Annotated in this window: 21 protein-coding genes; 7 read left to right on the forward strand and 14 right to left on the reverse strand. The window is 69.2% G+C overall.

The features are described 5' to 3' along the window. The first annotated feature begins 10 nt into the window (after positions 1-10). Positions 11-802, forward strand: a complete 792-nt coding sequence (locus tag QE416_RS11005; protein ID WP_307316141.1) for an AraC family transcriptional regulator — start codon at positions 11-13, stop codon at positions 800-802. Further along, the gene (locus QE416_RS11010) at positions 799-1,194 is read left to right on the forward strand and encodes a ribonuclease inhibitor (protein ID WP_307316143.1); all 396 of its coding nucleotides are present in this window, start codon (positions 799-801) and stop codon (positions 1,192-1,194) included. Before QE416_RS11005 ends, QE416_RS11010 begins: the two co-directional genes overlap by 4 nt. 29 nt (positions 1,195-1,223) lie before the next feature. Here the strand turns inward: QE416_RS11010 and QE416_RS11015 are convergent, their stop codons facing one another. The 10 genes from QE416_RS11015 to QE416_RS11060 form a co-directional block, all read right to left on the reverse strand. After that, positions 1,224-1,685: an NUDIX domain-containing protein gene (locus QE416_RS11015; RefSeq protein ID WP_307316146.1), complete on the reverse strand. Its 462-nt coding sequence runs from the start codon at positions 1,683-1,685 to the stop codon at positions 1,224-1,226. Between the two features lie 48 nt (positions 1,686-1,733). Continuing rightward, positions 1,734-2,297, reverse strand: a complete 564-nt coding sequence (locus tag QE416_RS11020; protein ID WP_307316148.1) for a GAD-like domain-containing protein — start codon at positions 2,295-2,297, stop codon at positions 1,734-1,736. Positions 2,298-2,371: 74 nt separating this feature from the next. Beyond that, the gene (locus QE416_RS11025) at positions 2,372-2,938 is read right to left on the reverse strand and encodes a GAD-like domain-containing protein (RefSeq protein ID WP_307316150.1); all 567 of its coding nucleotides are present in this window, start codon (positions 2,936-2,938) and stop codon (positions 2,372-2,374) included. Positions 2,939-2,956: 18 nt separating this feature from the next. Then, positions 2,957-3,298 (reverse strand): DUF2185 domain-containing protein, encoded by a 342-nt coding sequence (locus QE416_RS11030; protein ID WP_307316152.1) that lies wholly within the window; start codon positions 3,296-3,298, stop codon positions 2,957-2,959. Next, a complete protein-coding gene (locus tag QE416_RS11035; RefSeq protein ID WP_307316155.1) occupies positions 3,285-3,809 on the reverse strand; it encodes a hypothetical protein in 525 nt (174 codons plus the stop codon). Before QE416_RS11035 ends, QE416_RS11030 begins: the two co-directional genes overlap by 14 nt. Then, entirely contained in the window at positions 3,809-4,924 is a 1,116-nt protein-coding gene (locus QE416_RS11040) for an HNH/ENDO VII family nuclease (protein WP_307316157.1), read from the reverse strand. The genes QE416_RS11035 and QE416_RS11040 overlap by 1 nt, the downstream gene beginning before the upstream one ends. Further along, a complete protein-coding gene (locus tag QE416_RS11045; protein WP_267786690.1) occupies positions 4,921-5,238 on the reverse strand; it encodes a hypothetical protein in 318 nt (105 codons plus the stop codon). Before QE416_RS11045 ends, QE416_RS11040 begins: the two co-directional genes overlap by 4 nt. Beyond that, entirely contained in the window at positions 5,235-5,630 is a 396-nt protein-coding gene (locus QE416_RS11050; RefSeq protein WP_267786691.1) for a YbaB/EbfC family nucleoid-associated protein, read from the reverse strand. The genes QE416_RS11045 and QE416_RS11050 overlap by 4 nt, the downstream gene beginning before the upstream one ends. Before the next feature lie 138 nt (positions 5,631-5,768). Continuing rightward, complete coding sequence (locus tag QE416_RS11055) at positions 5,769-7,865, reverse strand: Na+/H+ antiporter (protein ID WP_307316162.1); 2,097 nt, start codon at positions 7,863-7,865, stop codon at positions 5,769-5,771. A gap of 112 nt (positions 7,866-7,977) precedes the next feature. Beyond that, positions 7,978-9,420: a PLP-dependent aminotransferase family protein gene (locus QE416_RS11060; RefSeq protein WP_307316166.1), complete on the reverse strand. Its 1,443-nt coding sequence runs from the start codon at positions 9,418-9,420 to the stop codon at positions 7,978-7,980. Positions 9,421-9,439: 19 nt separating this feature from the next. Here QE416_RS11060 and QE416_RS11065 point away from each other — a divergent pair, with 19 nt between their 5' ends. From QE416_RS11065 to QE416_RS11085, 5 genes are all read left to right on the forward strand, one after another. Continuing rightward, the gene (locus QE416_RS11065) at positions 9,440-9,856 is read left to right on the forward strand and encodes a hypothetical protein (protein ID WP_307316168.1); all 417 of its coding nucleotides are present in this window, start codon (positions 9,440-9,442) and stop codon (positions 9,854-9,856) included. Between the two features lie 214 nt (positions 9,857-10,070). After that, complete coding sequence (locus QE416_RS11070; RefSeq protein ID WP_094733755.1) at positions 10,071-10,355, forward strand: SAV_915 family protein; 285 nt, start codon at positions 10,071-10,073, stop codon at positions 10,353-10,355. Next, positions 10,352-10,648, forward strand: a complete 297-nt coding sequence (locus QE416_RS11075) for a hypothetical protein (RefSeq protein ID WP_307316171.1) — start codon at positions 10,352-10,354, stop codon at positions 10,646-10,648. The genes QE416_RS11070 and QE416_RS11075 overlap by 4 nt, the downstream gene beginning before the upstream one ends. Beyond that, positions 10,648-11,817, forward strand: a complete 1,170-nt coding sequence (locus tag QE416_RS11080) for a WXG100 family type VII secretion target (protein WP_307316174.1) — start codon at positions 10,648-10,650, stop codon at positions 11,815-11,817. The genes QE416_RS11075 and QE416_RS11080 overlap by 1 nt, the downstream gene beginning before the upstream one ends. 2 nt (positions 11,818-11,819) lie before the next feature. Next, positions 11,820-12,599 (forward strand): hypothetical protein, encoded by a 780-nt coding sequence (locus QE416_RS11085; RefSeq protein WP_094733595.1) that lies wholly within the window; start codon positions 11,820-11,822, stop codon positions 12,597-12,599. 82 nt (positions 12,600-12,681) lie between these two features. Here QE416_RS11085 and QE416_RS11090 read toward each other — a convergent pair whose 3' ends face one another. The 4 genes from QE416_RS11090 to QE416_RS11105 all read right to left on the reverse strand — a co-directional run bounded on the left by QE416_RS11090 (position 12,682) and on the right by QE416_RS11105 (position 20,331). Beyond that, positions 12,682-16,032 carry an ATP-binding protein gene (locus QE416_RS11090; protein WP_307316178.1) on the reverse strand — a complete coding sequence of 1,117 codons (3,351 nt, stop codon included), beginning with the start codon at positions 16,030-16,032 and terminating at the stop codon, positions 12,682-12,684. Then, positions 16,029-16,775: a DUF4194 domain-containing protein gene (locus tag QE416_RS11095; RefSeq protein WP_373458850.1), complete on the reverse strand. Its 747-nt coding sequence runs from the start codon at positions 16,773-16,775 to the stop codon at positions 16,029-16,031. Before QE416_RS11095 ends, QE416_RS11090 begins: the two co-directional genes overlap by 4 nt. Then, entirely contained in the window at positions 16,762-18,237 is a 1,476-nt protein-coding gene (locus tag QE416_RS11100; RefSeq protein ID WP_307316184.1) for a DUF3375 domain-containing protein, read from the reverse strand. The genes QE416_RS11095 and QE416_RS11100 overlap by 14 nt, the downstream gene beginning before the upstream one ends. 117 nt (positions 18,238-18,354) lie before the next feature. Further along, complete coding sequence (locus QE416_RS11105) at positions 18,355-20,331, reverse strand: glycosyltransferase family 39 protein (RefSeq protein WP_307316186.1); 1,977 nt, start codon at positions 20,329-20,331, stop codon at positions 18,355-18,357. Positions 20,332-20,492 lie beyond the last annotated feature (161 nt).

Below are 20,492 nucleotides of genomic sequence, written 5' to 3' on the forward strand. Positions count from 1 at the left end.
CGTTTCTTGCATGGTCGATCGCGTGCGGGCTTGGCACCCGGAGGTGCCGTTCCTGCGCGAGACGTACCACGCCGATCTCGACCACGCCTACCCCGTGCACACGCACGACGACTGGGCGGTCATGCTGGTCGACCGCGGGGCCGTGTCGTACGGTCTCGACGGCGCGGCGCATCAGGCGGTGCCCGCAGCGGTCACGCTCCTGCCGCCGGGCATCCCGCACGACGGGCGTTCGGCGCGCGCGGGTGAGGGGTACCGCAAGCGCGTGCTGTACCTCTCGGGCGACTGGTTGTCGGAGGCGACGGCGGCTCGCATCGCGCGACGGCCGACCCTCGCCCGCGACTCGGCGGTGGCCGCAGCGCAGAGAATCCACGCGGCACTCCGGCATCCCGGAGACGAACTCGCCGCCGAGCAATGGCTGATCGCCGTACGCGAGGCCGTGCTGTCGCACGCGGGGTCTGAGACGGCGGTGTTCGCCGACGTCCCGTTGGCGAGGCGCTTGCGCTCGTTCCTCGACGACCGGTGGGGGGAGTCGTTCACCCTCGCCGACGCCGCCCGTGAACTGCACGCCCACCCCAGCCACCTGGTGCGCGTGTTCTCGCAGACCTACGGCATCGCCCCGCACCGTTACCTCGTGACGCGTCGGATCGACGCCGCGCGACGCATGCTCGTCGACGGTGGCCGGCCCGCCGAGGTCGCCGCCCGCACGGGCTTTCACGATCAGGCCCACCTCACGCGTCACTTCCGCCGGGTGTTGGGCGTCACTCCGGCGGTCTTCGCCGGCTCCGGACGAGGGATGCCATGACCCGGCGCACCATCGAGATCGACGGTGCGGCGGTCCACGGCATCCCGTCTTTGTACATCGAACTGAACCGCGTGTTCATGCCCGACGAGGACTGGACGCTGGGGGAGAGCCTAGATGCCCTCGACGACCTGCTGTACGGCGGGTTCGGGGTGCTCGACGGGGCCGAGCCGGTGCGGGTGGTGTGGAAACGCTCGGACGTCGCTCGAAAAGCGTTGGGGGTGGAGGCCACGCGCGAGTATTACCGCGCGAAGCTCGCTCGGCCGGAGGTGTATTCCGTGGCGACCGCCCAACGCGCCCTCGATGCGCTCGAGGCGGGCGCGGGCGAGACGTACTTCGAGCTGGTGGTGCGGGTGTTCCGGGATCACGGGAACATCGAGCTCGTGCTCGATTGAGTCGGCGCGCGGGGTCGCGAGGGCGAGGCTCACCGCGCTGTGCGGGTGAGGACGGATCGAATCAGACGCTCCGCGGCCGCGGGGTAGAGAGGAACGGCATCCGTCGCCGCATCGATCGGTCGCCAGGCCACCGGCACCACGGAACCGTCGGACTCGGTGAGGCTGCCGCCGTCCTCTCCGGGCGTGGGGTCGAGTCCGCCGGAGTAGAGCGCGATGATCTCATGACCCCTCTCGCCGTCGTAGCGGAAGAAGTTCTCGACCGTGTCGCGGTAGGTCAGGTCGGTGATGCGCGCGCCGAGCTCTTCCCTCACCTCGCGAATGATCGCCTCGCGATGCGTTTCGCCGAATTCGACGCTGCCGCCGATCAGACGATGGAAGCCTCGCGGGTTTTCGAGGGTCGGGGCGTGGGCGCTCACGAGATGGGCGGGGATGCTCGGGTGGGGGATGACGAGCATGGCTTTCACACGGATGAATGACGTGTCGTGAGGCATGTCGTCCCCCTTTCGCTCGCGCCAGCTGACGAGATCTTCTTCATGACCTCAGCCAGCGAAAGGGATCGGACCGGCGAGCTGTGTGGTGAGGGCGATGTGCTCGAAGATCCGGGCGCGGGTGACAGACTGAGCGCTTTCCACGCCGCCTGCGGGTAAGGGGAGCTCGTACGCGTAGATGTCGTCGAAGTCTGCGCGCGCCGTCAGCGGGCCGTATGTGGACGCCGCTTCGTCGTAAGGAGCGGAGTCGTAGATCTCCTGACGCCAGTCGGCACTGGTGATCTTGAGTCCGAGGTGGCGGATACTCGAGCTCATCCCCGAAATGCGGGCACGCCGAAATTGCAGTATTCGGTAGTTTCCCGCCTCAGCCACCACGATATCCCCGAGACCGGTTGCGAACAGCGGAACCATATTGGGTCGCGGCAGATACTCGCCGATCATCTCTTTGTAGACCTCGGGGTCGATGATCTTCAAGAATCCATTCGCCGCTATTCCGAGTCCGTGGAGTTGCCACATCTCCAAAACCGCTTCCTCGAGGGCCCCCGAATACTTCTGGATCGTAGCTGCCGGGACCGGGGCGACGGGCACGAAATCTTCAAATGGTCGGAATGTCATGACTGCCCAATCGCGCGGCCGTTGAGTGTACTTTCGTCAGATGCTGGGGCCATAACAGTGCCCGATGAGCGGGCTTATCCAACAAACGGGATCATCCCGGCGAGCTGCGTCGTGAGTGCGATGTCCTCGAAAATGCGGGAACGCCTCAAGTGCTCGACCCCCTCGACTCCTCCCGCGGGTAGGGGCAGTCTGTAGGCGTAGATGTCATCAAACTCTGCGGGCGAGTTCAAGGCACCGTACTTCTCAGCTGCCTCGGCATACGGGGTGTAGGCCATGAATCTGTTGAGCCAGCTCTCCTGGGCCGCGAACAGTCCGATCATATCCAGGCTCGATCCCACACCACCGGTCGCGCGGGCATACCGGAACTGCAACACACGGTACGAGCCGTCGAAGAAGACGACCACGTCGCCCAGTGCTGTCGCGAGGACAGGAATCATGTCGGGGCGGGGAAGGAATTCTTGGATCATGGAGGAGTAGTAACCCGGGTCGACAACCCGCAGGAAGCCGTTGGCTGCGAGCCCGAATCCCTGCTTTTCCCATAGCTCGACGAGAGCGGGCTCCACAACGTCTTGGTACCGGAGAATCACCTCTGACGAAGCAGGAGCGACGGGGACGAAGTCGCGGAACAACTCGACTGACACCTCAGGACGCTCCGGCTGTCAGCCGAGGTCGGACGCAGATACTTCGCGTCCCGTTTCGTTGTCGAAGAACCGGATCCTGCCCTGGTCGCGGATGATTGCCAAGTCCGTGCCCACCGGCAGGTTGAGAAGGGGGATCACGGCCGGCTCGATGGCCGCGACTCTGTTGAACGACGCCACCTCGAGGTTCGAAGGATCATCCAAATACGACTCGTCGTCGATCTCCGAGAAGAAGCGCCACCCGTTGTCGGACGGGTTTGAAGGAGCCTCGCGTACGGCCCACTTGAGGAGCGCGCTGCCGTCGAGGACCCGCCGGGACGCTATCGACGCTCCCGACTCGCGGATGAATTCAGGAACGCTCATTGACATACTTCTCCATTCGTGCGACAACGGCGCCGCGGAAAGGGAGTTTCTTAGCAAATGTGATGGGTGAGACTCCATGATCCGAAACCGTTGTGAAGTCGGCATGCGGCTGTTCAAACCAGAGGTCGTAAATCGGTTTCAGATCATCGTCGCTGTATTTCATGTTGAGAACTTCTAAAAACGGCAACCGCCCGTTGTCGTCACGAGCGTTCACGTCCGCGCCGGCGTCGATAAGACGCCGCGCGAGGTGCGCATCCTCGGTCACGTCGTGCGAAACCTGACCGAAGAGGACATGGAGGGCCGTCGCCCCTCCATTGCCGGAGGTGTTGACGGGGGCGCCGTGATCCAGGAGGAAGTTACTCACAGTGTATCGACTGGGCAGGTCTTTATTCTGCAGGGACATAAGCAAGAGACCGCGTCCTTTCGCGTCGACCGCCTGGGCATCGCCAGGTGTGAACTTCGCGAAAAAATCGTCCACTGATTTCAAATGGGCAGTAAGAAATATATCCATTACTCGAACTTGTGACCTCTGTTATTCGCCGGCAATTCTGGTCGATAATTCTCGGGCGTATTGTACCAATCCCGGAATTCGGCGGGAGTCATCTTGCCCTCGACATACTCCACCCACATGTCATGGTACTTCTCCTGGGGGATGTGACCCATGTCCCACACGCCCTTTCGTGGTTGCCCCGGAGTCCAATCGATGCGTGCACCCGTGTTCGGGTCGTAGACGTGCCCGTCAAAGGACTTCGCGCGTTCCCATACCTCTTCCACCACACCCTTCCGGAAGGACGGGCGCGATCCCGGCTTCAGATAAGGGCGAGTGTCGGCAACCCTCTCAATGACGTGCTCGACTGTCGAGGAGCCTTTGCCGCCCCCGGCCCACTTCGTCAGGAACTGCAACGACTTGCCCGCCATGCCGCTCAGCTCGTCGACGAGCCCGCGGAGCTTCGTGAAGGCGTTCACGACGGTGGTGATGGTCTTGCTGATGCGCGGGACGAGTGCGGAGACCCGCGAGCCGACCTGCGCCGCGATCACGGGCGTCGCGAGACCGACTGTCGCGACGGCGGTGATGGCGGCGGAGATCGCCATGCCGACGATCTGACTGATGGCGTCTCGGACGAGATCATGGGTCATCTGCACGAGCGACGACGCCATCGACAAGCCCGTCGAGATCGCCCCCGCCCATTGGCCCGAGGTCGTGAGGTGCTGCGACAGCCCCTGCACGTGCGCCGTGTACGCGGTGATGGTCTCACCCGATAGCCCGTCGAGGTCAGCGAGCCGGTTCTGCGCGGTGACGCCGAGCTCGCTCATCCGGGCGCCCACGTTGCTCCAGGTCGCGGCGAATGCCTGGACTTCGGCCGCGTTCCCCGTGAGATCGTTCAGCCATCCCTTGAGCGGCTCGATGTGGTCGAGCAGCCACCCCAGGCCGTTAGCGATCAGCGTGCCGATGGGGTCCATCACGGCGGCGACGGTGTTCATCGCGGCCGAGAATCCCGCGATCCCTCCCTCGACCCAGTTGCCGCTCTGGATGGCATCGGCCAGAGCCTGCCCATCGGTGACGAGGAAGGCGCCCGAGAACGCGGATGTCGTATCCACGGGAGCCGCCACGAGCGAGTTGCTCATCCAAGGCCTCCCTCGAGGTGCTTCGTCACCTGAATGACGGTCTCTTCGAACGTGTCGAAGTCGGTGACGACTGCGCGTAACTCCTGCCCCGTGCGTTCGAGTACGCCCTCCGCGCCGTTGATGTGCTGAGAGACCGCCCCCGACACCATTCCGACAGGGGGAACGATCCAGGCGCAGAGAACGCCGAACGCCCCTCCGCCGAGGTTGACGCTCTGAATCGCCGATGCGGCCTCGGCAGCATCCGAGGCCAGCTGCTGCACGCGCGAGGCGTGCTGCAGCAGAATGTCCGCATCCATCCGGATCTGCTGGCTCATCGCAGCCCTCCTCGGCGCGTCACTCCGTCGTCTTCCTGGTCGGGAATGAGCTCCGCGGCCACGACGCCGACGATGGGGTCGGATTCGCCCATGATCTCGGTGGTCACCTCTAGGGTGCGAACGCGGGCGTTCTTCGTCGCCTTCGCGATCAGCTCCATCACCTCGGCGCTGACGCGTCGGCCCCCGCGGTCCAGCGCCGCGTCCGCGATCTCGAGGTCGCGCACGACCCCCGCCGCGTCCACCTCGACTGAGATGTCCCGGGTGCGTGCCACGGCCTTCGCTCGCACATCGGCGATCGCGGCCTGCAGCGCGGGCAGCTTCTCGCCGCGTTCCTGCGCTCGACGCGTATCTTCTTCGATCCGCGCGAGCGTCTCTTCCGGTGATCCGTACACGCTGCGCCCCCACCCCGGCCACTCGCGGCAGACGTTCCTCCACAACGCGCGGCAATCGTCACTTATCCACAGACGAGGGTAGGTCGGAACGCCGTCGAACAGGATGAGAATCGTCTCATCCGCGTGCGAGCGCCTGGCTCAGACGACGGCCTGCAGGGCACCCGCGCGCGCGGCGACGTCGACTGGCCGTGGGACCTGGTGGGCGAGGTCACCGTCGCCGGGCCGCCCGCGACGCTGTCGCTCACGATGGTCGACGGGTACGTGCCGGTCACGTGTTCGATGCGCTACCTCGGCGCCGATCCCCATCAGGTAGCGGCGATCGTCCGTTTCTTCCGCGACCATCCCGAAGAGCGCGGTGTGCTCGAGACTGGGGGAGAGGCGGCGCTCAACCGCGCAGCAGACGTGCTCCGTCCCGTCGGGGGCTGATGACGACGCGGGACATCCCGCCGATCCCCCTACTCGCTCGCCTTCTCGAGCCCCCGCGTGCGGATCTCTTCGAGGTCGAGGCCCGCGAGGATCTTCCGCGCGACGAGGTCGTCGATGGTGCCCTCGCGGCGCAGTCGCAGCAGCACCTCGCGCTTGCGGTCCAGCACCGCCAGCCGCAGTCGCTGCGCCTCCTTGTGGCGAAGCAGGGGGAGAGCGCTGGGTGACGTCGATGTCGTCGCTCACGGCGATCATCTGCAGGGGGCCGGTGAAGGCCGCTGCCTCCTCGGGGCTGTCCGCCGTGCTGTCGGCGCCCGCGCGGCGACGCTCGGCTTCGGGACCATCCGGCGGTACTGGCCCCGTCGATGACGGGTCATCGCCGAGCGACGCGTCGAGCTCGGCGAGGTCGCGTTCTTCGATCGCGCGTTGCCGCGCGATCGCGCGGGCGTTCGCCAGCTCGAGACGCTCGTAGCCTTCGCGTCGCGCACGGTCGCGCACGCGATCGCTGATGCCGTGCTCGGTCGCCAGGTCGTCGAGGGCCGCGAGGGCGGCACCCGAGATCGCGCGCTCGGCGAGCTCGTACTCCTCGATCGCGGCGTCGTCGTTCGGAAGCTTCGCCCACCGGATCACGGCGGGCAGCAGGGGACCCTGGACGAGCAGGGTGAGCACGATCACGCCCGCCGTGACGAACACGATGGCGTCGCGACCGGCCACGGGTGCGCCCTCGGCCGTGGTAACCGGCACCGACAGGGCGATCGCGAGCGATACGGCGCCGCGGAATCCCGCCACCGTACTCACCACGCGAGATCGATGCCTCAGCGACCGCGATGACCCGGCGGCGGGTCGCGAGAACGGCGAGAAGAGCCATTGGAACAGGTACCGCACGACGAAGAGAGCGACCCACGCCGCAACGGTGACCAGGAGCAGCAGACCGATCTCCGACCCCGAGATCTCGTGCAGCACGAGTTGCACCTCGAGCCCGATCAGCACGAAGAGCGCACCGTTGAGCAGGTAGACGCCGAAGGGCCACGTGGCATCCGCCGCTCGTCGCGACATCGCGGTGGTGATGCGCGGCGACACCCACGCCATGATGAGGCCGGCGAACACCACGGCGAGCACCCCCGAGGCCTCGACGAGTTCGGCGATGAGGAACGACACGAACGGGACGAGCACCATCGTGAGGTTGATCGTGAGCGTCGACTGCATGCGGCGCAGGGCGAAGAAGGCGGCGGCCGCCACCGCGACACCGGCCGCCGCGCCACCGAGGTACGACAGCAGCACCATGCCGGTGATCTGCAGCGGCGTGATCTGGTCACCGAGCAGCAGGGCGACGGCGATCGCGTAGAGAACGAGCGCGGTGCCGTCGTTGGTGAGGCTCTCGGCCTTGAGCTTCATGAAGGTCTTGGCGGGCAATAGTCGTCCGAGCGCTGCGACGGCCGTCGCGTCGGGCGGAGCGACTGCGGCACCGAGCACGAGGGCTGCTTCCCACGGCACCCCCATCCAGGTCGCGACCCCGGCGACGGCGAAAGCGGATGCCACGACGAGAAGCGTGCTCATGGGGATGATGTAGCGCAGCGACCGGCGCACCGACCTCAGAGAGGTCGTCCACGCCTCGCGGAACAGCATGACGGGCAGGAAGAGCAGCAGCACGGTCTCGGGCGGGAGCTCGATCTGACGGAGCTCCGGGATGAAGCCCAGGGCGAGGCCGATGACGAGCAGCACGAGCGGTGTGGCCACGCGCAGTCGCGGTGCAAGGACCGTGCCCACGAGCATCGCGAGGCCCAGCAGAACCGTGATCTCGAGTCCCTGCATGCCTGCCGCCCTTCGTCGTGCCCCTGGACACAGCGTAGAGAGCGTGCGGAGAATTCCCGAGCGGCGTCAGCCGCGGGGTGGGAGGGCCGACATCCCCGTGCGCGCGTCGTCTTCAGTCGCGATCTCGATATCCCTCCCACGCGTCGGCGAGTCGCCGCAGTCCCTCATCGAGCAGGGGCGAGGTGATCGGCACACGAATCCGATCGTCGGTGTCGATGTCGGACGAGAACGCGGCCGACCCGGCGACCGAGACGCCGAAAGCCGCAGCGTGCCGCGCGAACGCCGCGGCCGAGCCCACCGGCATCCGGGCCCAGATGCAGAGGCCACCGCGCGGGGGTCGCCACTCCCAGTCGGGCAGGTGCGACGTCAGGAGGGCACCGGCGCGCAGGGCGGCCTCGCGGTGCGTCACGACGGCATCCCGTCGCAGTGCGGGCGCCTCGGCGAGCAGATCGAGCGCGAGCAGTTGGGCGGGCACGCTCGTCGACAGATCCGTCGTCTGGCGGAGGCCCCGTAAGCGCCTCACGAGTACTGGATCGGCGCGCACCCACCCCACCCGCAGACCCTCCCAGGCCCACTTCGACAGCGACTCGACGGCGATGATCGGCGCGTCCGGCCGCAGGGCCGCGAGCGAGGGGGGAGTGACGCCGTCGAAGGACAGGTGCGCGAGCACGCGATCCTCCACCACGGTGATGCCGTGCTCGGCCGCGAGATCGGCGATCCGCTGTCGGACGAGCGGGTGGGTCTGGATGCCGGTCGGATTGTGATTGTGCGGGTTCAAGGCGATGAGCACGGGGCGGCGCACGACGATGGCTGCCTCGAGCTCTGCGACGTCGATCCCGTCGGCGGTCAGGCGGATGCCGTGCACCAGGCCGCCGCGGCGGCGCACCGCGTCCGTGAGTCCGGGCCAGCTGACGTTCTCGGTGAGCACGGTGTCGCCGGGGGAGACGAGCTCTTCCACGAGGAGGCTGAGCGCCTGCTGGCCGCCGTGCGTGACGAGGATCTGTGCGGGCGTGGTGGGCGTTCCGTCGTTGGTCACGGTCTGGGCGATCAGTTCGCGCAGGGCGGGCAGGCCCGCGGGGTCGGCCTCGGCGGTGGTGGCGTCGAGCACCGGTCGGTGACGGTGCACGATCTCGACGGCGCGCGGCGCGATTGCCGGTACCGCGCGCAGCAGATCGATGTTCGACGACAGCGATGCGTAGAGGGCCTCGCCGCGCCCGGCCCGTGAGCGCGCGGCGGTGGGCGCCGCCCCCGCGATCCGCGTCCCGCTGCCTTGCCGGCGGTCCAGGATGCCGTCCTCGTACAACCGCGCGTACGCGCTGACGACCGTGCCGCGCGAGACGGCGACGGTCGCGGCGAGGGCGCGTTCCGAGGGGAGGCGGTCTCCACCGCGCAGTTCTCCCTCACGGACGAGGCGGGCGATGCCGTCGGCGAGACTGGCGGACAGGGTCGTGTCGGTCGTCGCCCAGCGTCCGAGCCGCGCGGCGAGGGCTTCGGCCGAGACGACAGCCGTCCGGTGGTCCACCAGGGCGGAAGTGGCTCTGTCGACGAGGGTCATAGCCCCCGATTCTGGACCAATGACCCATCGTGAATCAGCCGAATCGTTCGTTCTCAGTCCACTAGCCCTCGATTGGACCATTGGCGAGCTGCTCGCGTGGATCGGCGCCGAGGACGCGCGCTGTCACGAGGAGGGGCTGGCGGAGCTTCTGGATGCCGTGCTCTCGGCGCTGGGTGCCGGGTCGCCGCGCGCGGCCGGATCGCCGTCCAGCACGGTCTCACTCGTGCGGGAGGTCGCGGTGCGGGTGTCGGAGGAGCCCGCAGTGGGACGACGACGACTGGCCGAGCTAACCGTCGCCGCCGTCCACCGTCGCGGCGATCGCGAGAGCAGTGCCCCGCTCGCCGTCGCGTCCGTCGCGACGATCGTGGCGGCGGCCCAGCCCCTGATGGCGAGGGCCGTGCCGGCGATACCCGCTCCCGCGGCGCCGGCTGCGTAATACAGCGTGAGGGGACGGCGACGCGGCGGCGAGTGCGAGGCATCCTGACAGGGCGGCGCGCACCGAAGGGAAGCGAGCGCGCGGTCGGTGGGCGATGGTGTCGCGGCGCCTCGCCCTTGACCGGCTGGACGCGGACACGGGGTCCTACTAGTCTCGTCGGACGAACTCGACGTGGGGGGCGAGGATGTCACTGGGCGGAAGTCTGAAAGACACGATGCGCAAAGAGATCCTCGTTCCGCCGGCCCTGTACCTTCCCCTCGTGGATGATCCCGACGGTCAGGGCCAGCTCGCGGTCGTCCAGAAGCTCGCCGATGGTCGGCGTGGACTGCTCGCCTACACCGCACTCGACAGGCTTGCCGACGCATGTGGTCATGAACAGCCCTGGATGCTGTTGATGACGTCGCAGCTCGATCGGATCCGGCAGGTCCAGCCCTTCGATGTCGTCGCCTTCGACATCGATGTGCCACCACATTCTCGTCGGGGAGGGCGGCTCGGATGAGTGACCCCATCTATGTCGACCGAGAGAACATGACGCGCCGGATGGGTCTCGTCGTCGACGAGGTGGATCGTGTCGATGATGCGTTGGCTTCCCTTCCCGGGGCCGCGGACGGCGGGGCCGCCTCCGCGCTCATCGGCTTCATCGCTGTCGCCGCCGCGGAAGCGGCGAACGAGTACGCCGGCGCGGTGCGCCTCGTGGGTGCCGTGACCGACAGCGTCCTCGACGACGTACGAGCGACCGAAGAGCAGATCCAGAGCGAGATCTCGCAACTCGAGGAGGGGCTCCAAGACTGATGCCGATCGATGCGAGAATTCCCGGCGACCCGGCGAGTGTGCGCGCGACTGCCGACTGGCTCGATCGCGTCAAGGAGGCGTACACGGGTGCCGACCTCGAACTCACCTCCCTCTGGAGCGACTCGAACTCCTACTGGACGGGCGAAGCGGGTCATGCGTGGAGGTCCGCGGTCGGCGACATCCGCAGTCGCGCGGACGAGGTGCGGGGTTATCTCGGGGATGCGGTAGAGGTTTTCCGCGCGTACGCCGCGCGATTGGAGCGAGCCCAGGATGATGTGGCGACGCTGCGCTCTCAAGCGGACTCCGTGGGGCTCGAGGTCATCGGTACCAACGTTCTCCCTCCGACGACCTCGCTCTCCTACTGCCCCGGTCCCGGTGCGCCCTCCGCCGATCTCGAGGCATATGACAAATACATCTCGCTGGTTGCGAGCTACAACGACCTCGGTACTCAGATCGGCACGATGATCGGAGAACTGGACGAGTGGGTCGCTGAGCACATGGCTCCTCTTGTCGCCCGGGTGGACACACTTCAGAAGCTCGCGGGCACGGTTTCCGCCCTTGCCGCAAAGGGGAACGAGTCGCTCGCGACGTCGGTGCTCGACGGATACGAGAGTTTTTACGATCAGACCCTGAGCACCTGGCGTAAGGATCACGACGCTCTGCAGTCGGCGGCCGAGACGTTCCGCGATCAGCTGCGCTCCGGTAACCCTGCTCTCCGTGCGGCGGCTGAGGCAGCGGATCCGCACGGGATGCGCGCAGGGATAGAAGAGCTGGCAGAGCAGATAGGTCGAGTTTCGCGGGTGACGCGTGTTCTCCCCGTCGCGGGTGACGTCATCGACGTCGTCTCCCTCGCCGCGGACGTCGCCGACGGTGGGTCCCTCAGCTCGGGCGTCGCAGAGATCGCCGGGGGCGTGGCCGGAGGCGCTGGAGGCGCTGCGGTCGGCGGTGCCGCGGCGGCTGCGTTGGGCAGCAACCCGGTCGGCTGGGTCATCGGCGGCACCGTGCTCGGTGGTCTGGCCGTCGGTGCCGGGGCCAGGTGGCTCTGGGAGGCCGCCGTCCCCCTCGAGTCGCGCGAGAGCATCGACGACTTCTTCACCGGTAGCCCGCCGCGGCTGGAGGGGTACGTGCCCCCGTCTCCCCGGTCACGGCCATACGTAGGAGCGAACTGACAGTGGCCATCAATACGTCGTCGCCGAGACTCCCGTCCACCGAGCCCCGCGTCCCCGTGTTCCCGAATGGTCGACGCCCGTCGTGGCTCGTCGTCGTCATCGCCCTGTTCGCCGTCCTCCCCGTTCTGATGGTCGCCGCCGACGACCGACTCGGGCTCCGCCTCGTCATGGGCGCTCTCACCGTGACCATCCTCGGGGCCGCGATATGTCTGAACGTGCTCTTCGGAACGATTCAGGAACGTCTGCTGCGCGTGGACGCCTCAGCATCCGGGATCTGGTTCCGTCCGGCTCCGGCGGCGACCGCGGTGCCCTTCGTGCTGGGAGCGCTGCTCCTTCTTCCCGCGATCGCCCAGATCGTGGTGGATGCCGGGAACCTGGCCACCATGCCGTCGTTCCTCCTGACTCGCGCGCCCTATGCCCTGGGCCTCTTCGGCGTCGGCGTAATCGTCGTGAGTGCTCTGCGTCTGCGCGAGCCCGCCGGTCTGCGTCTGGCGCAGGAAGGTCTCACAGGCATCCGGGGCCGCGGTCGAGTGAACTGGTCGTGGGATGAGCTCGCCGAGGTCGGGGTCGGTTCGGGGCCGGTCGCCAAGCTTCACCTCATCGCGACGGGCGCGGGCCCGCGCGTGGAGGCACCGATGCTCGCGCTCGGCTCAGACCCCAATCAGGTCGCCACTGTGGTCCGGTACTTCCGCGACGACCCTGCGGCTCGTTCGCAGTTGAGCGAGAAGGGTCCCATGATCCTTCGCCGAGTGGACGACTCTCTTCGCGCTCTCGAGCGCTGACCGACGGCGCGCAGGAATCCCGCGATGCCGCGAGTGCGGACCTCGCAAGCCCCCGCACCGCCACCAGCGCGAGGCGCGGCGCTCACTGCGCCGGCAGCCCCACCTTCGCCTTCGCCCACGAGCGCCCGCGCGTGTCCTTGAGGATGTCGTACTCGACGTCGACGTGCGGTTCGATCGCGCTGTACTTGTCGTTCGGCGCCCCGATGACGAGCTGGAAGCCGAGGCCGCGCCACGCGCCGATCGCGCGCTTGGTGAAGTGGGCGTCGGCCTTGATGAGCGCCTCGTCGAGGAACACCGGGGCATACCGCGGCCGTTCGGCACCGGCATCCCCGAGCTGATACCGCAGAGCGGCGCCGACGATGAAGGCGATGAGCTCCTGCGACTCGCCTCCCGACTTCTCGCCGATGTGGTCGTAGAGGGCGACGTGCTCGCCGGTGTCGGCGCGGAAGCGCTCGGCGCTGACCCGCACGTGGTTACGCACGTCGACGAGGTCGGCGAAGTCGGGTGCGGTCGGCCGGATGCGGCCGATGAGCCGCGCCATCCGCCCGTACACGGCTTCGCGCTCCTCATCGGATGAGGCGGCGTCGATCGCGGCCCGCACGTCGCGGAGCTCCCGGCGGAAGCGCTTGCGCACCTCGGACTGGCTCTCGCGCGGCACGATCTGCAGCCGGTGCTCGTCGTCGTAGAACGGCAGATCCTGCATGATGTCGTTGATCGGCGCGATGCGTTCGCGGATCTCGCGCAGGGCCCGGGTGAGAGCGGAGTCGAGGCTGGTGAGGTCGTTGCCCGACAGGCGTAGCAGCGAGTCGCGCCACTCCGCTTCGAGCTCGTGCAGGCCGCTGGCCTCGAGGTCGGCGAGGATCCGCTCGAAGTCGCCGAGCGAGTCGTCGGGGTCGGCGAGCAGGTTGGGGCTCGGCCACCGGTCGGTGAACGCGGTCATCGTGCGGCGGAGGCTCTCGCGTTGGTCGCTCCACGTCTCTTGCGCGCTCCGCTGTTCCTCGAGCAGGCGCTTCGACGCGGACTCGAGGGCCGCGTCGAAGCGCGCGAGCCGCTGCGACGGCGAGAGGTCGTCGCCGGAGGGCGCCACGAACAGCCCGTCGAGGTAGGCGACCTCATCGGGGGTGAGCGTCATCTCGAGGTCTTCGGCCCGTTCGAGCAGGATCTGCGCGGCATCCACGTCGTCGGTGATCTCGGCCCAGCGCGCGGCCAGCGCCTGCTGCTCGGTCTTGGCTCCGCCGATCTCCTCGCGAAGGCGCGCCACGCGGGCCTTCGCGCCCGAGATCTGCTCCTGCAGCTCGGCGATGCGGGGGTTGCCCGCGGTGATGTCGACCACGGTCTCGTTCCAGCGGTCGAGTTCGCGTTGAACGGATGCCACGTCCACCTGGTCCCACGACAGATCGGCGATCTTCTCGAGGGCACCGCGCCGGGCGTCGAAGGCGTCGAGGGCGGCGGCGGCCTCATCGACCGCGGTCTTGGCGGTGGCGAGGTCGCGGCGCACGGTGACGATCTGCTCGCCGAGCTCGGTGAGGCGCACGCGCGACGAGAACCCCAGGATGCTCTGACGCGCCGACCCGCCGTGAGCGCCGCGTGCGCCCTGGCTCGTCTGTCCCGAGATGGTCAGGGCCATGCGGTGCTGCGACAGCTCCGATACGGAATCGACGCACACGAAGGCGAACTGCTGCTCGAGCCGGTCCTGCAGCCACCCGGTGAAGGGGGAGCGGCGGAACTCGAGGCGCCCGGGAAGGGTCGCGGGGTCGAGCCCGCCGCGCTCGGGCAGGTCGGTGGGAACGCCCTCGAAGCGCAGCCGCTCGCCGAGGCGCACGCCGTCGATCGCGGAGCGGAAGGATGCCAGGTGCGCGGCGTCGACGAGCAGCGTCGTCGCGAATCCGCCCAGGGCGAGGGTGAACGCCCCGCGCCACGGCTCGAACTCGGTGCGCACGTCGACGAGCTCGGCGACGAAGGGCAGCTCGGCGGCGGTGAGTCCCGCGGCCTCCGCGAGAGCTTCGCGGGCTTCGTGCAGACGCTGTGGGATGTTGTCGTCGCGGGTCTGCGTGCGCCGGTGCTCGGTCTCGAGGGCGGCGAGCTGCTGGCGCAGATCGGTGTGCCGGCTGCTGGCGGCGACGAACGCGTCGCGCACCGCGCTCTTGGCATCCGCGTCGGCGAGGGTTCGACGCGCCTCGGCGACGAGGGCGGCGAACTGCTTCTCGGTGGCGACCTCGACCGACAGCACCGACAGCGCCGCCTCGAACCGCTCGCGGTCGCGCTGCATGCCGGCGAGGCGCCTCTCGAGGTTCCGGAGCTCGCGTTGGGCGGCGTCGAGCCGGTCGCCGCCGGCTGCGCGCAGCACGTCGCCGAGTCCCTCGCGCTCGGCCTCCGCCGCATCGGCGAGGGACTGGCGTTCGCGTACGAGCGCGTCGGTGGCGTGGGTGCGCTCGCGCAGCTCGGCCTCGACCGCTTCGAGCAGATCGACCCGGCGCTGGGCGCGCCAGAGCGAGGCGCGCGAGTCGGGGTCGCCCAGACGGCCGAGCGCGTCGATCAGGCGCAAGCGCTCGGCGGCGTCGTCGATGCGCGTCTTCATCCCGCGGATGGGCTGCAGCGCACGCACCTGCTGGCGGGCTTCGAGCATGCGCGTACGCGTCGACTCGAGCCCGTCGAAGTGCGTGACGACGGCGTCGGCGACGACGAGCGTCTCGGGCTCCTCGAGCACCATGCGCTTGTACAGGTCGTCGACGGTGGTGATCTGCTGCCCGGCCTGGATGCGCGCGAGAAGGCTCATGGCTTTCGTTCCCGCGCCCGCCGCCCCGATGCCGAGCACCGCGTGCAGCCGCGCCGAGAACTCGCGGTCGGTCGCGAGGGTGTCGAGGCCCGTGGCCCGTACCGCGGAGTCGGAGAGGTGGCTCTGCGCCGCCCGCTCGAGCTGGCGCAGGTCGAACGCGCCGTGCACGGTTGCGCGCACCTTGACGGCGTCGTCGAGCGTGCGCGCTGCCGCCGGGATGTACCAGGCGCGCACCGCGGTGAACCGGGCGCCGTCGTGATCGGCCCACGTCATGGCGATCGCGGTCCACGTGTCGACGCCGTCGCCGCGCAGCACCCGCACCTTGGTGCCCTCGTCGGTGCGCGACTCGTCGAGCTTGCCGCGGCCGTACGAGAGGATGTTGCGTTGCTCCTGCCCGCGCGGGCGCCCCACGACCGCGCCGTTCGACGCGCCGTTGAAGGGGGTGGTGTGCGGCATCATGAGCGCCACGTAGGCGTCCATGAGCGTCGACTTGCCCGAGCCCGACCCGCCGCACAGCAGCGTCGCGGTCGGCGCGAAGCGCACACGGTGCGTGCCGTCGTACCCGCCCCAGTTGATGAGCTGGAGGTCTTCGGCGACCCACTGCTGCCCACGCGATGCCGCGGGGATCAGCCCGAACAGCGTCTCGAGCATCGTCATGCGCTCTCCTCCTCGAATTCGCCGGACGCCACGACCTCGGTGTCGGCATCCGCCTCGTCGAGGATCGCCGCCGGGGTGCCGGCATCCGGGATCTGCTCTTCCAGCCAGCGCTGGAGCTCGCGGAGGACCTCGGCGCTGAGCACGATCTCGATGAGCGGGCCGATGCGGTAGCGCCCCTCGGACTCCTCCTCGATGATGCCCTCCCGATCGAGACGGGCGATGGCGGTGCGGACGGCCCGCTGCTGGCTCGCGCGCGTGCCGTCCGTTTCGCTGAAGTAGGTGAGCACGGTCTGCTCGACCTCTTCGACGTCGACGCGGGCCGAGGCGGTGCCGGCGGTCGTCTCGCGCTGGAACACGGTCCGCAGATAGACGAGCACGAGCGTCTCGGCGCGAGAGTACGCCTCGTCCTTGAGCAGGATCGGCACGTCGACGTCGTCGCTGCGCACCTGTTCCTTGTAGGCGACCCCGCGCGCGTGGTCGACGACGAGCCGCACGAACAGATCGTTCAGGCGGGACTCGATCATCTGCTGGTGCTCGAGCAGCAGCTTCCACTCGGCGGGGGAGTTCTCGGCGACGAGGAAGCGCCGCTGCAGGATGCGCACCAGCACGCGCCGCACGTCGGCGTCCAGGATGCCGCGGTCCCCGGCGAACAGCGCGTCGGGATCGTTCTCCATCGCGACGGGCGAGATGAACGCGGGGGTGTCCGTGTCGGGGGCGGACGGGGCGATGTCAGTCATCGGCATCCGTTTCTGTCGTGCGGGAGGCGGTGACCGCCCCGAAGGCGAAGCGACGGGTCGTGCCGTCGGGGCGGACGGCCTCGACGATCGAGACGTCGTCGGTCTCGATCAGGCCGCCGCGGTGGACGATCTCGAGCAGGCCCACGAGGTCGACCGGACGCCGGGTGTCGGCCCCGGCCGCGGCGAACGCGGTCGCGAGGTCGAAGCCCTCGCCGAGGGCGGCGACGTAGGCCTCGAGCTCGGGGTAGTGCGGCCCGCCCCACGCGCGCGTGTCAGCGTCGACGAACTCGACGTCCTCGTCTCCGGATGCCAGGGGCTCCGGCGCCCCGGGAGGACGCACGTCGCTGAGAGACCGGCGCAGATGCCCGATGTCGGCGAGGGGGAGAGTCCGCACGGGCTCGACGCGGCCGGGGGACCGGGTCTGGCTCCAGCGGTGCAGGCCCGCCATGACCGCGCGCAGCAGATCGTCGACCTGGCGGTCGCGGATGGGGTCGTGGGTGCGCACCTGCGCGGTGATGACGTGCGAGGCCCGCCGCTGGGCGGTGAGCACCTCCTGTACGCCGGCCTCGACGCGGCGCGCGATCGCGTCGAGCTCGCCGCGCTGCTCGGGCGTCATGAGACGCGAGAAGGGCTGGGCGAGCACCGCGTGCAGCTGGTCGGTGAGGTCGTCGATGTTCTCGGGGTCGCCGATCAGACGCAGCGCGCCCTGGAATGCGCGGCCCTCGGGGGTGGCCTGCATCACCTGGCGCCCACGCTCGAGGTATTCGCGCAGCACCTCGCCGGTGGGGCGCACGTCGCGACGCAGCTCGGCGACCACGTCGCGCTGCATCGCGGCGATCGACTCGGCCACGCGCGAGAAGTCGGCGGGGAGTTCTCGCGCGAGGTGGATGACGTTCTCGGCCTCTTCGAGCAGATGATCGTCGTCGAGAGGTTCGACGATCCCCTCGTCGAGGGCGGCGATCTCGGCGTCCAGGGCCGCTCTCTCTTCGAGCAGCGCCTCGCGGCGACGGGCGGGGTCGCTCTCGGCGTCGCGCGCGAGCCGGTCGACGGCATCGAGCAGGGTCCGCACGCGAGAGCGCGAGACGCGCGCGCGCCCGCCGCCGGCGCGACCGGCGATCTCGAGGGCGCCGACCGCGTGCGCCGAGAGCCGGTACACCTCGACGTCGTCTTCGATCTGCAGACCGAGCCACCCCACGCGCACCCACCCGCGGCAGATCTCTCGAGCGGAACCCGCGGGGATCCGCCGGTCGTCGTCGGTGTCGATGCCCGCGGCCCGCAGCTCCTCGATCGCCTCGGCGACCTCGACGTGGGCGTCGGCGACCGCGACGGCGGGGCGGTCGGGGGTGAAGACGATCGACAGCACCGCGACGACGAACGGCGCGAAGCGTCCGTGCAGCAGGTCGAGGGTCGGGTTCTTGAACGCCGTCACCGAGCGCAGGTACGCGGCTTCGGTTCGGGTGCTGCTCACTGGCTGAAGTCTACCGGCGGCGCAGTGAGCGCCACGGCGCGACCTGTCGGGGCGAGACCGCGCCGTTCGTCCGCCTGTTCCGGCGGCGTGCACGCGAGGCGGCCCGGCCGCAGCCGTTCACCCATCCGTGCATTGATAGAGAGTGGCTCCGGTGACCTTGTTGATCTCGCCGCCCTCCTTCGACTGGCTGAAGTCCCATTCCTTCACCTCGTGGCAGCCGGGGCCGGTCGCCACGCGTCTCACCGGGTCGCCCTCGGGAGCACCGGATGCCACGACGAACACCCGCGCGTGACCCGTCTGGACCATCTGCTCGAGGTCGTCCGTCGTGAACACGGGTACGTGTCCGCTGTAGCCCCCGTCGGTCAAGACGCTCGCCCCGGTGGCGTCGATCACCTGCGACGACAGGGCCCACGAGTCGGTCACGAAGAGCGGGGTGCCGTTCTCGCCGCCCCCGTGTTGCCGGGCAGCCTCGGCGATCTGCGCGACCGCGGGGCTCATCTGCGGGGTTCCGCCCCAGATCGAAGGGGACGAGACCGTGAACGTCTCGTCGGGGTGGCCACCCCGCGCGGTGACGCCGACGTAGGCGTCGCCTCCGCTGCCGTCTCGCGCGTCGTCGAGCACTTGGAGGCTGGTCGCCACGGGCAGGCAGATCAGGGCGACGGCCAGAGCGGCCGGGGCGGCACGGCCGAGACGGGGGAGCGAACCGGGTGATGCCAGGGCGGCGGTCACGCCCACCGCGAGCCCGAGCGCACCGATCGCGATCGCGGGGACCAGCAGCACCGCGGGCAGACGCGACTGGCCGATGAGCGCGACCCACCAGGCGGCCTGCACCACGACGACGGCCGGCAGCGCGAGCCGCCACCGTCTGAGGGGCGCACGAAGCAGCCGTACCCCCTCGACCCAGGCGACGGCGACGAGCAGAACCATCGGGACGCCGAGGGCAGCGACGTACGCCGTGTGCGGCACGTGGGTGAAGGAGAGGACGGCCGCGGCAGTCGCGAACCACACCGCGGCGACGACGACGAGCGGCAGACGGGCCGTGCTCAGCGGCGTGCGTGGGCGGCCGCGTCGGGGCAGATACCGCCAGAGGCCCAGGGCGATACCGGCGAGCGCCGCCGGGTACAGCCAGCCGATCTGGCTCACGAGCGGCAGCTCCAGCAGTTTTGTGAGGGTGGGGGAGCCTCCCGAGCCGGAGGGGGCGGGCGTCGTGAGCGCATGGCCGAGGGCGGCGAGGGTCGCGCCGAGCCCGCCCGTGGAGCTCGAGGCGCCCACCGAGCCCGGGACCGCTCCGGGCACGAAGCGGTCGAGGCCGTTGTATCCGAAGACCATCGCGAAGACGTCGTTCGTCGTCGACCCGTCGATATAGGGGCGCGCGTCGGCGGGAACGATGGCGACGACGGTGATCCAGGCGACGGATGCCGCGAGCGCGGCGCCCGTGACGGCTCCGGCGCGAACGAGACCACGGCGCCATCCCGGGGTCGCGATCAGGGTGCCCGCCACGAGGGCGGGAAGGACGAACCACGCGGCCATCATCTTCGCCTGGAAGCCCACGCCGATGAACACCGCGCACAGTACCAGGGGCCACCATCTCGCGGTGAGCACCGCGCGCTGCCACCACACCAGGGCGACGGCGAGGGCCATCGTGAGCAGCCCGTCTTCCATCGGGTGGGCGAACATCGACACGAAGATCGGGGTCGAGGCCGCCGCGGCGGCGGCGAGCAGCCCGGCGCCGCGTCCTCCCCAGCGGAGGGCCAGCACCGCGCACGCGACGACGGTGACGACACCCTCGATCACCTGGGGGAGGGCGATGGCCGAGATCGACATCCCGAAGAGACGGATGCTGAGCGCCTGGGGCACGGCGAAGCCGCTGAGCTTGTCGAGGGTGACCGTGGCATCCGGATCGAAGGCCCCGAAGAAGAGCGCGTGCCACGACTGCGACATCGATCGGGCCGATGCCTCGTAGAAGGAGAAGTCACCGCCGCGCGAGAGGTTCCAGCAGGTCAGCACGACGAAACCCGCGACGATCAGCGTCAGCGCGATCCGTGCCCACCGGGGTTCGCGCCACCAGCGCGCGAGAGGGACGGGAGAGGTCACGACGCACAGATTCCCTCGGTGAGAACGGGAGCGGGTATCAATCGGCTATGCCGCCGCTGTGGGTGACACGACCGGCGAGAACCGCGCGTGCGATCGTCCTGGGGCACGCACCGAGGACCGCCTTCCGAGACGACCGCGGCGGGCGGCGTCGCCGCGCCGAA

This window comes from Microbacterium sp. SORGH_AS_0421, assembly GCF_030818635.1.
Classification (GTDB): domain Bacteria; phylum Actinomycetota; class Actinomycetes; order Actinomycetales; family Microbacteriaceae; genus Microbacterium.

Bases quoted from the DNA above. Each gene is read 5' to 3' on its own strand.
- QE416_RS11005 (WP_307316141.1), top strand. From the start codon at position 11: ATGGTCGATCGCGTGCGGGCTTGGCACCCGGAGGTGCCGTTCCTGCGC.
- QE416_RS11010 (WP_307316143.1), top strand. From the start codon at position 799: ATGACCCGGCGCACCATCGAGATCGACGGTGCGGCGGTCCACGGCATC.
- QE416_RS11015 (WP_307316146.1), bottom strand. From the start codon at position 1,685: ATGCCTCACGACACGTCATTCATCCGTGTGAAAGCCATGCTCGTCATC.
- QE416_RS11020 (WP_307316148.1), bottom strand. From the start codon at position 2,297: ATGACATTCCGACCATTTGAAGATTTCGTGCCCGTCGCCCCGGTCCCG.
- QE416_RS11030 (WP_307316152.1), bottom strand. From the start codon at position 3,298: ATGAGCGTTCCTGAATTCATCCGCGAGTCGGGAGCGTCGATAGCGTCC.
- QE416_RS11035 (WP_307316155.1), bottom strand. From the start codon at position 3,809: ATGGATATATTTCTTACTGCCCATTTGAAATCAGTGGACGATTTTTTC.
- QE416_RS11040 (WP_307316157.1), bottom strand. From the start codon at position 4,924: ATGAGCAACTCGCTCGTGGCGGCTCCCGTGGATACGACATCCGCGTTC.
- QE416_RS11045 (WP_267786690.1), bottom strand. From the start codon at position 5,238: ATGAGCCAGCAGATCCGGATGGATGCGGACATTCTGCTGCAGCACGCC.
- QE416_RS11055 (WP_307316162.1), bottom strand. From the start codon at position 7,865: ATGCAGGGACTCGAGATCACGGTTCTGCTGGGCCTCGCGATGCTCGTG.
- QE416_RS11060 (WP_307316166.1), bottom strand. From the start codon at position 9,420: ATGACCCTCGTCGACAGAGCCACTTCCGCCCTGGTGGACCACCGGACG.
- QE416_RS11065 (WP_307316168.1), top strand. From the start codon at position 9,440: ATGACCCATCGTGAATCAGCCGAATCGTTCGTTCTCAGTCCACTAGCC.
- QE416_RS11070 (WP_094733755.1), top strand. From the start codon at position 10,071: ATGCGCAAAGAGATCCTCGTTCCGCCGGCCCTGTACCTTCCCCTCGTG.
- QE416_RS11075 (WP_307316171.1), top strand. From the start codon at position 10,352: ATGAGTGACCCCATCTATGTCGACCGAGAGAACATGACGCGCCGGATG.
- QE416_RS11080 (WP_307316174.1), top strand. From the start codon at position 10,648: ATGCCGATCGATGCGAGAATTCCCGGCGACCCGGCGAGTGTGCGCGCG.
- QE416_RS11090 (WP_307316178.1), bottom strand. From the start codon at position 16,032: ATGACGATGCTCGAGACGCTGTTCGGGCTGATCCCCGCGGCATCGCGT.
- QE416_RS11095 (WP_373458850.1), bottom strand. From the start codon at position 16,775: ATGCCGATGACTGACATCGCCCCGTCCGCCCCCGACACGGACACCCCC.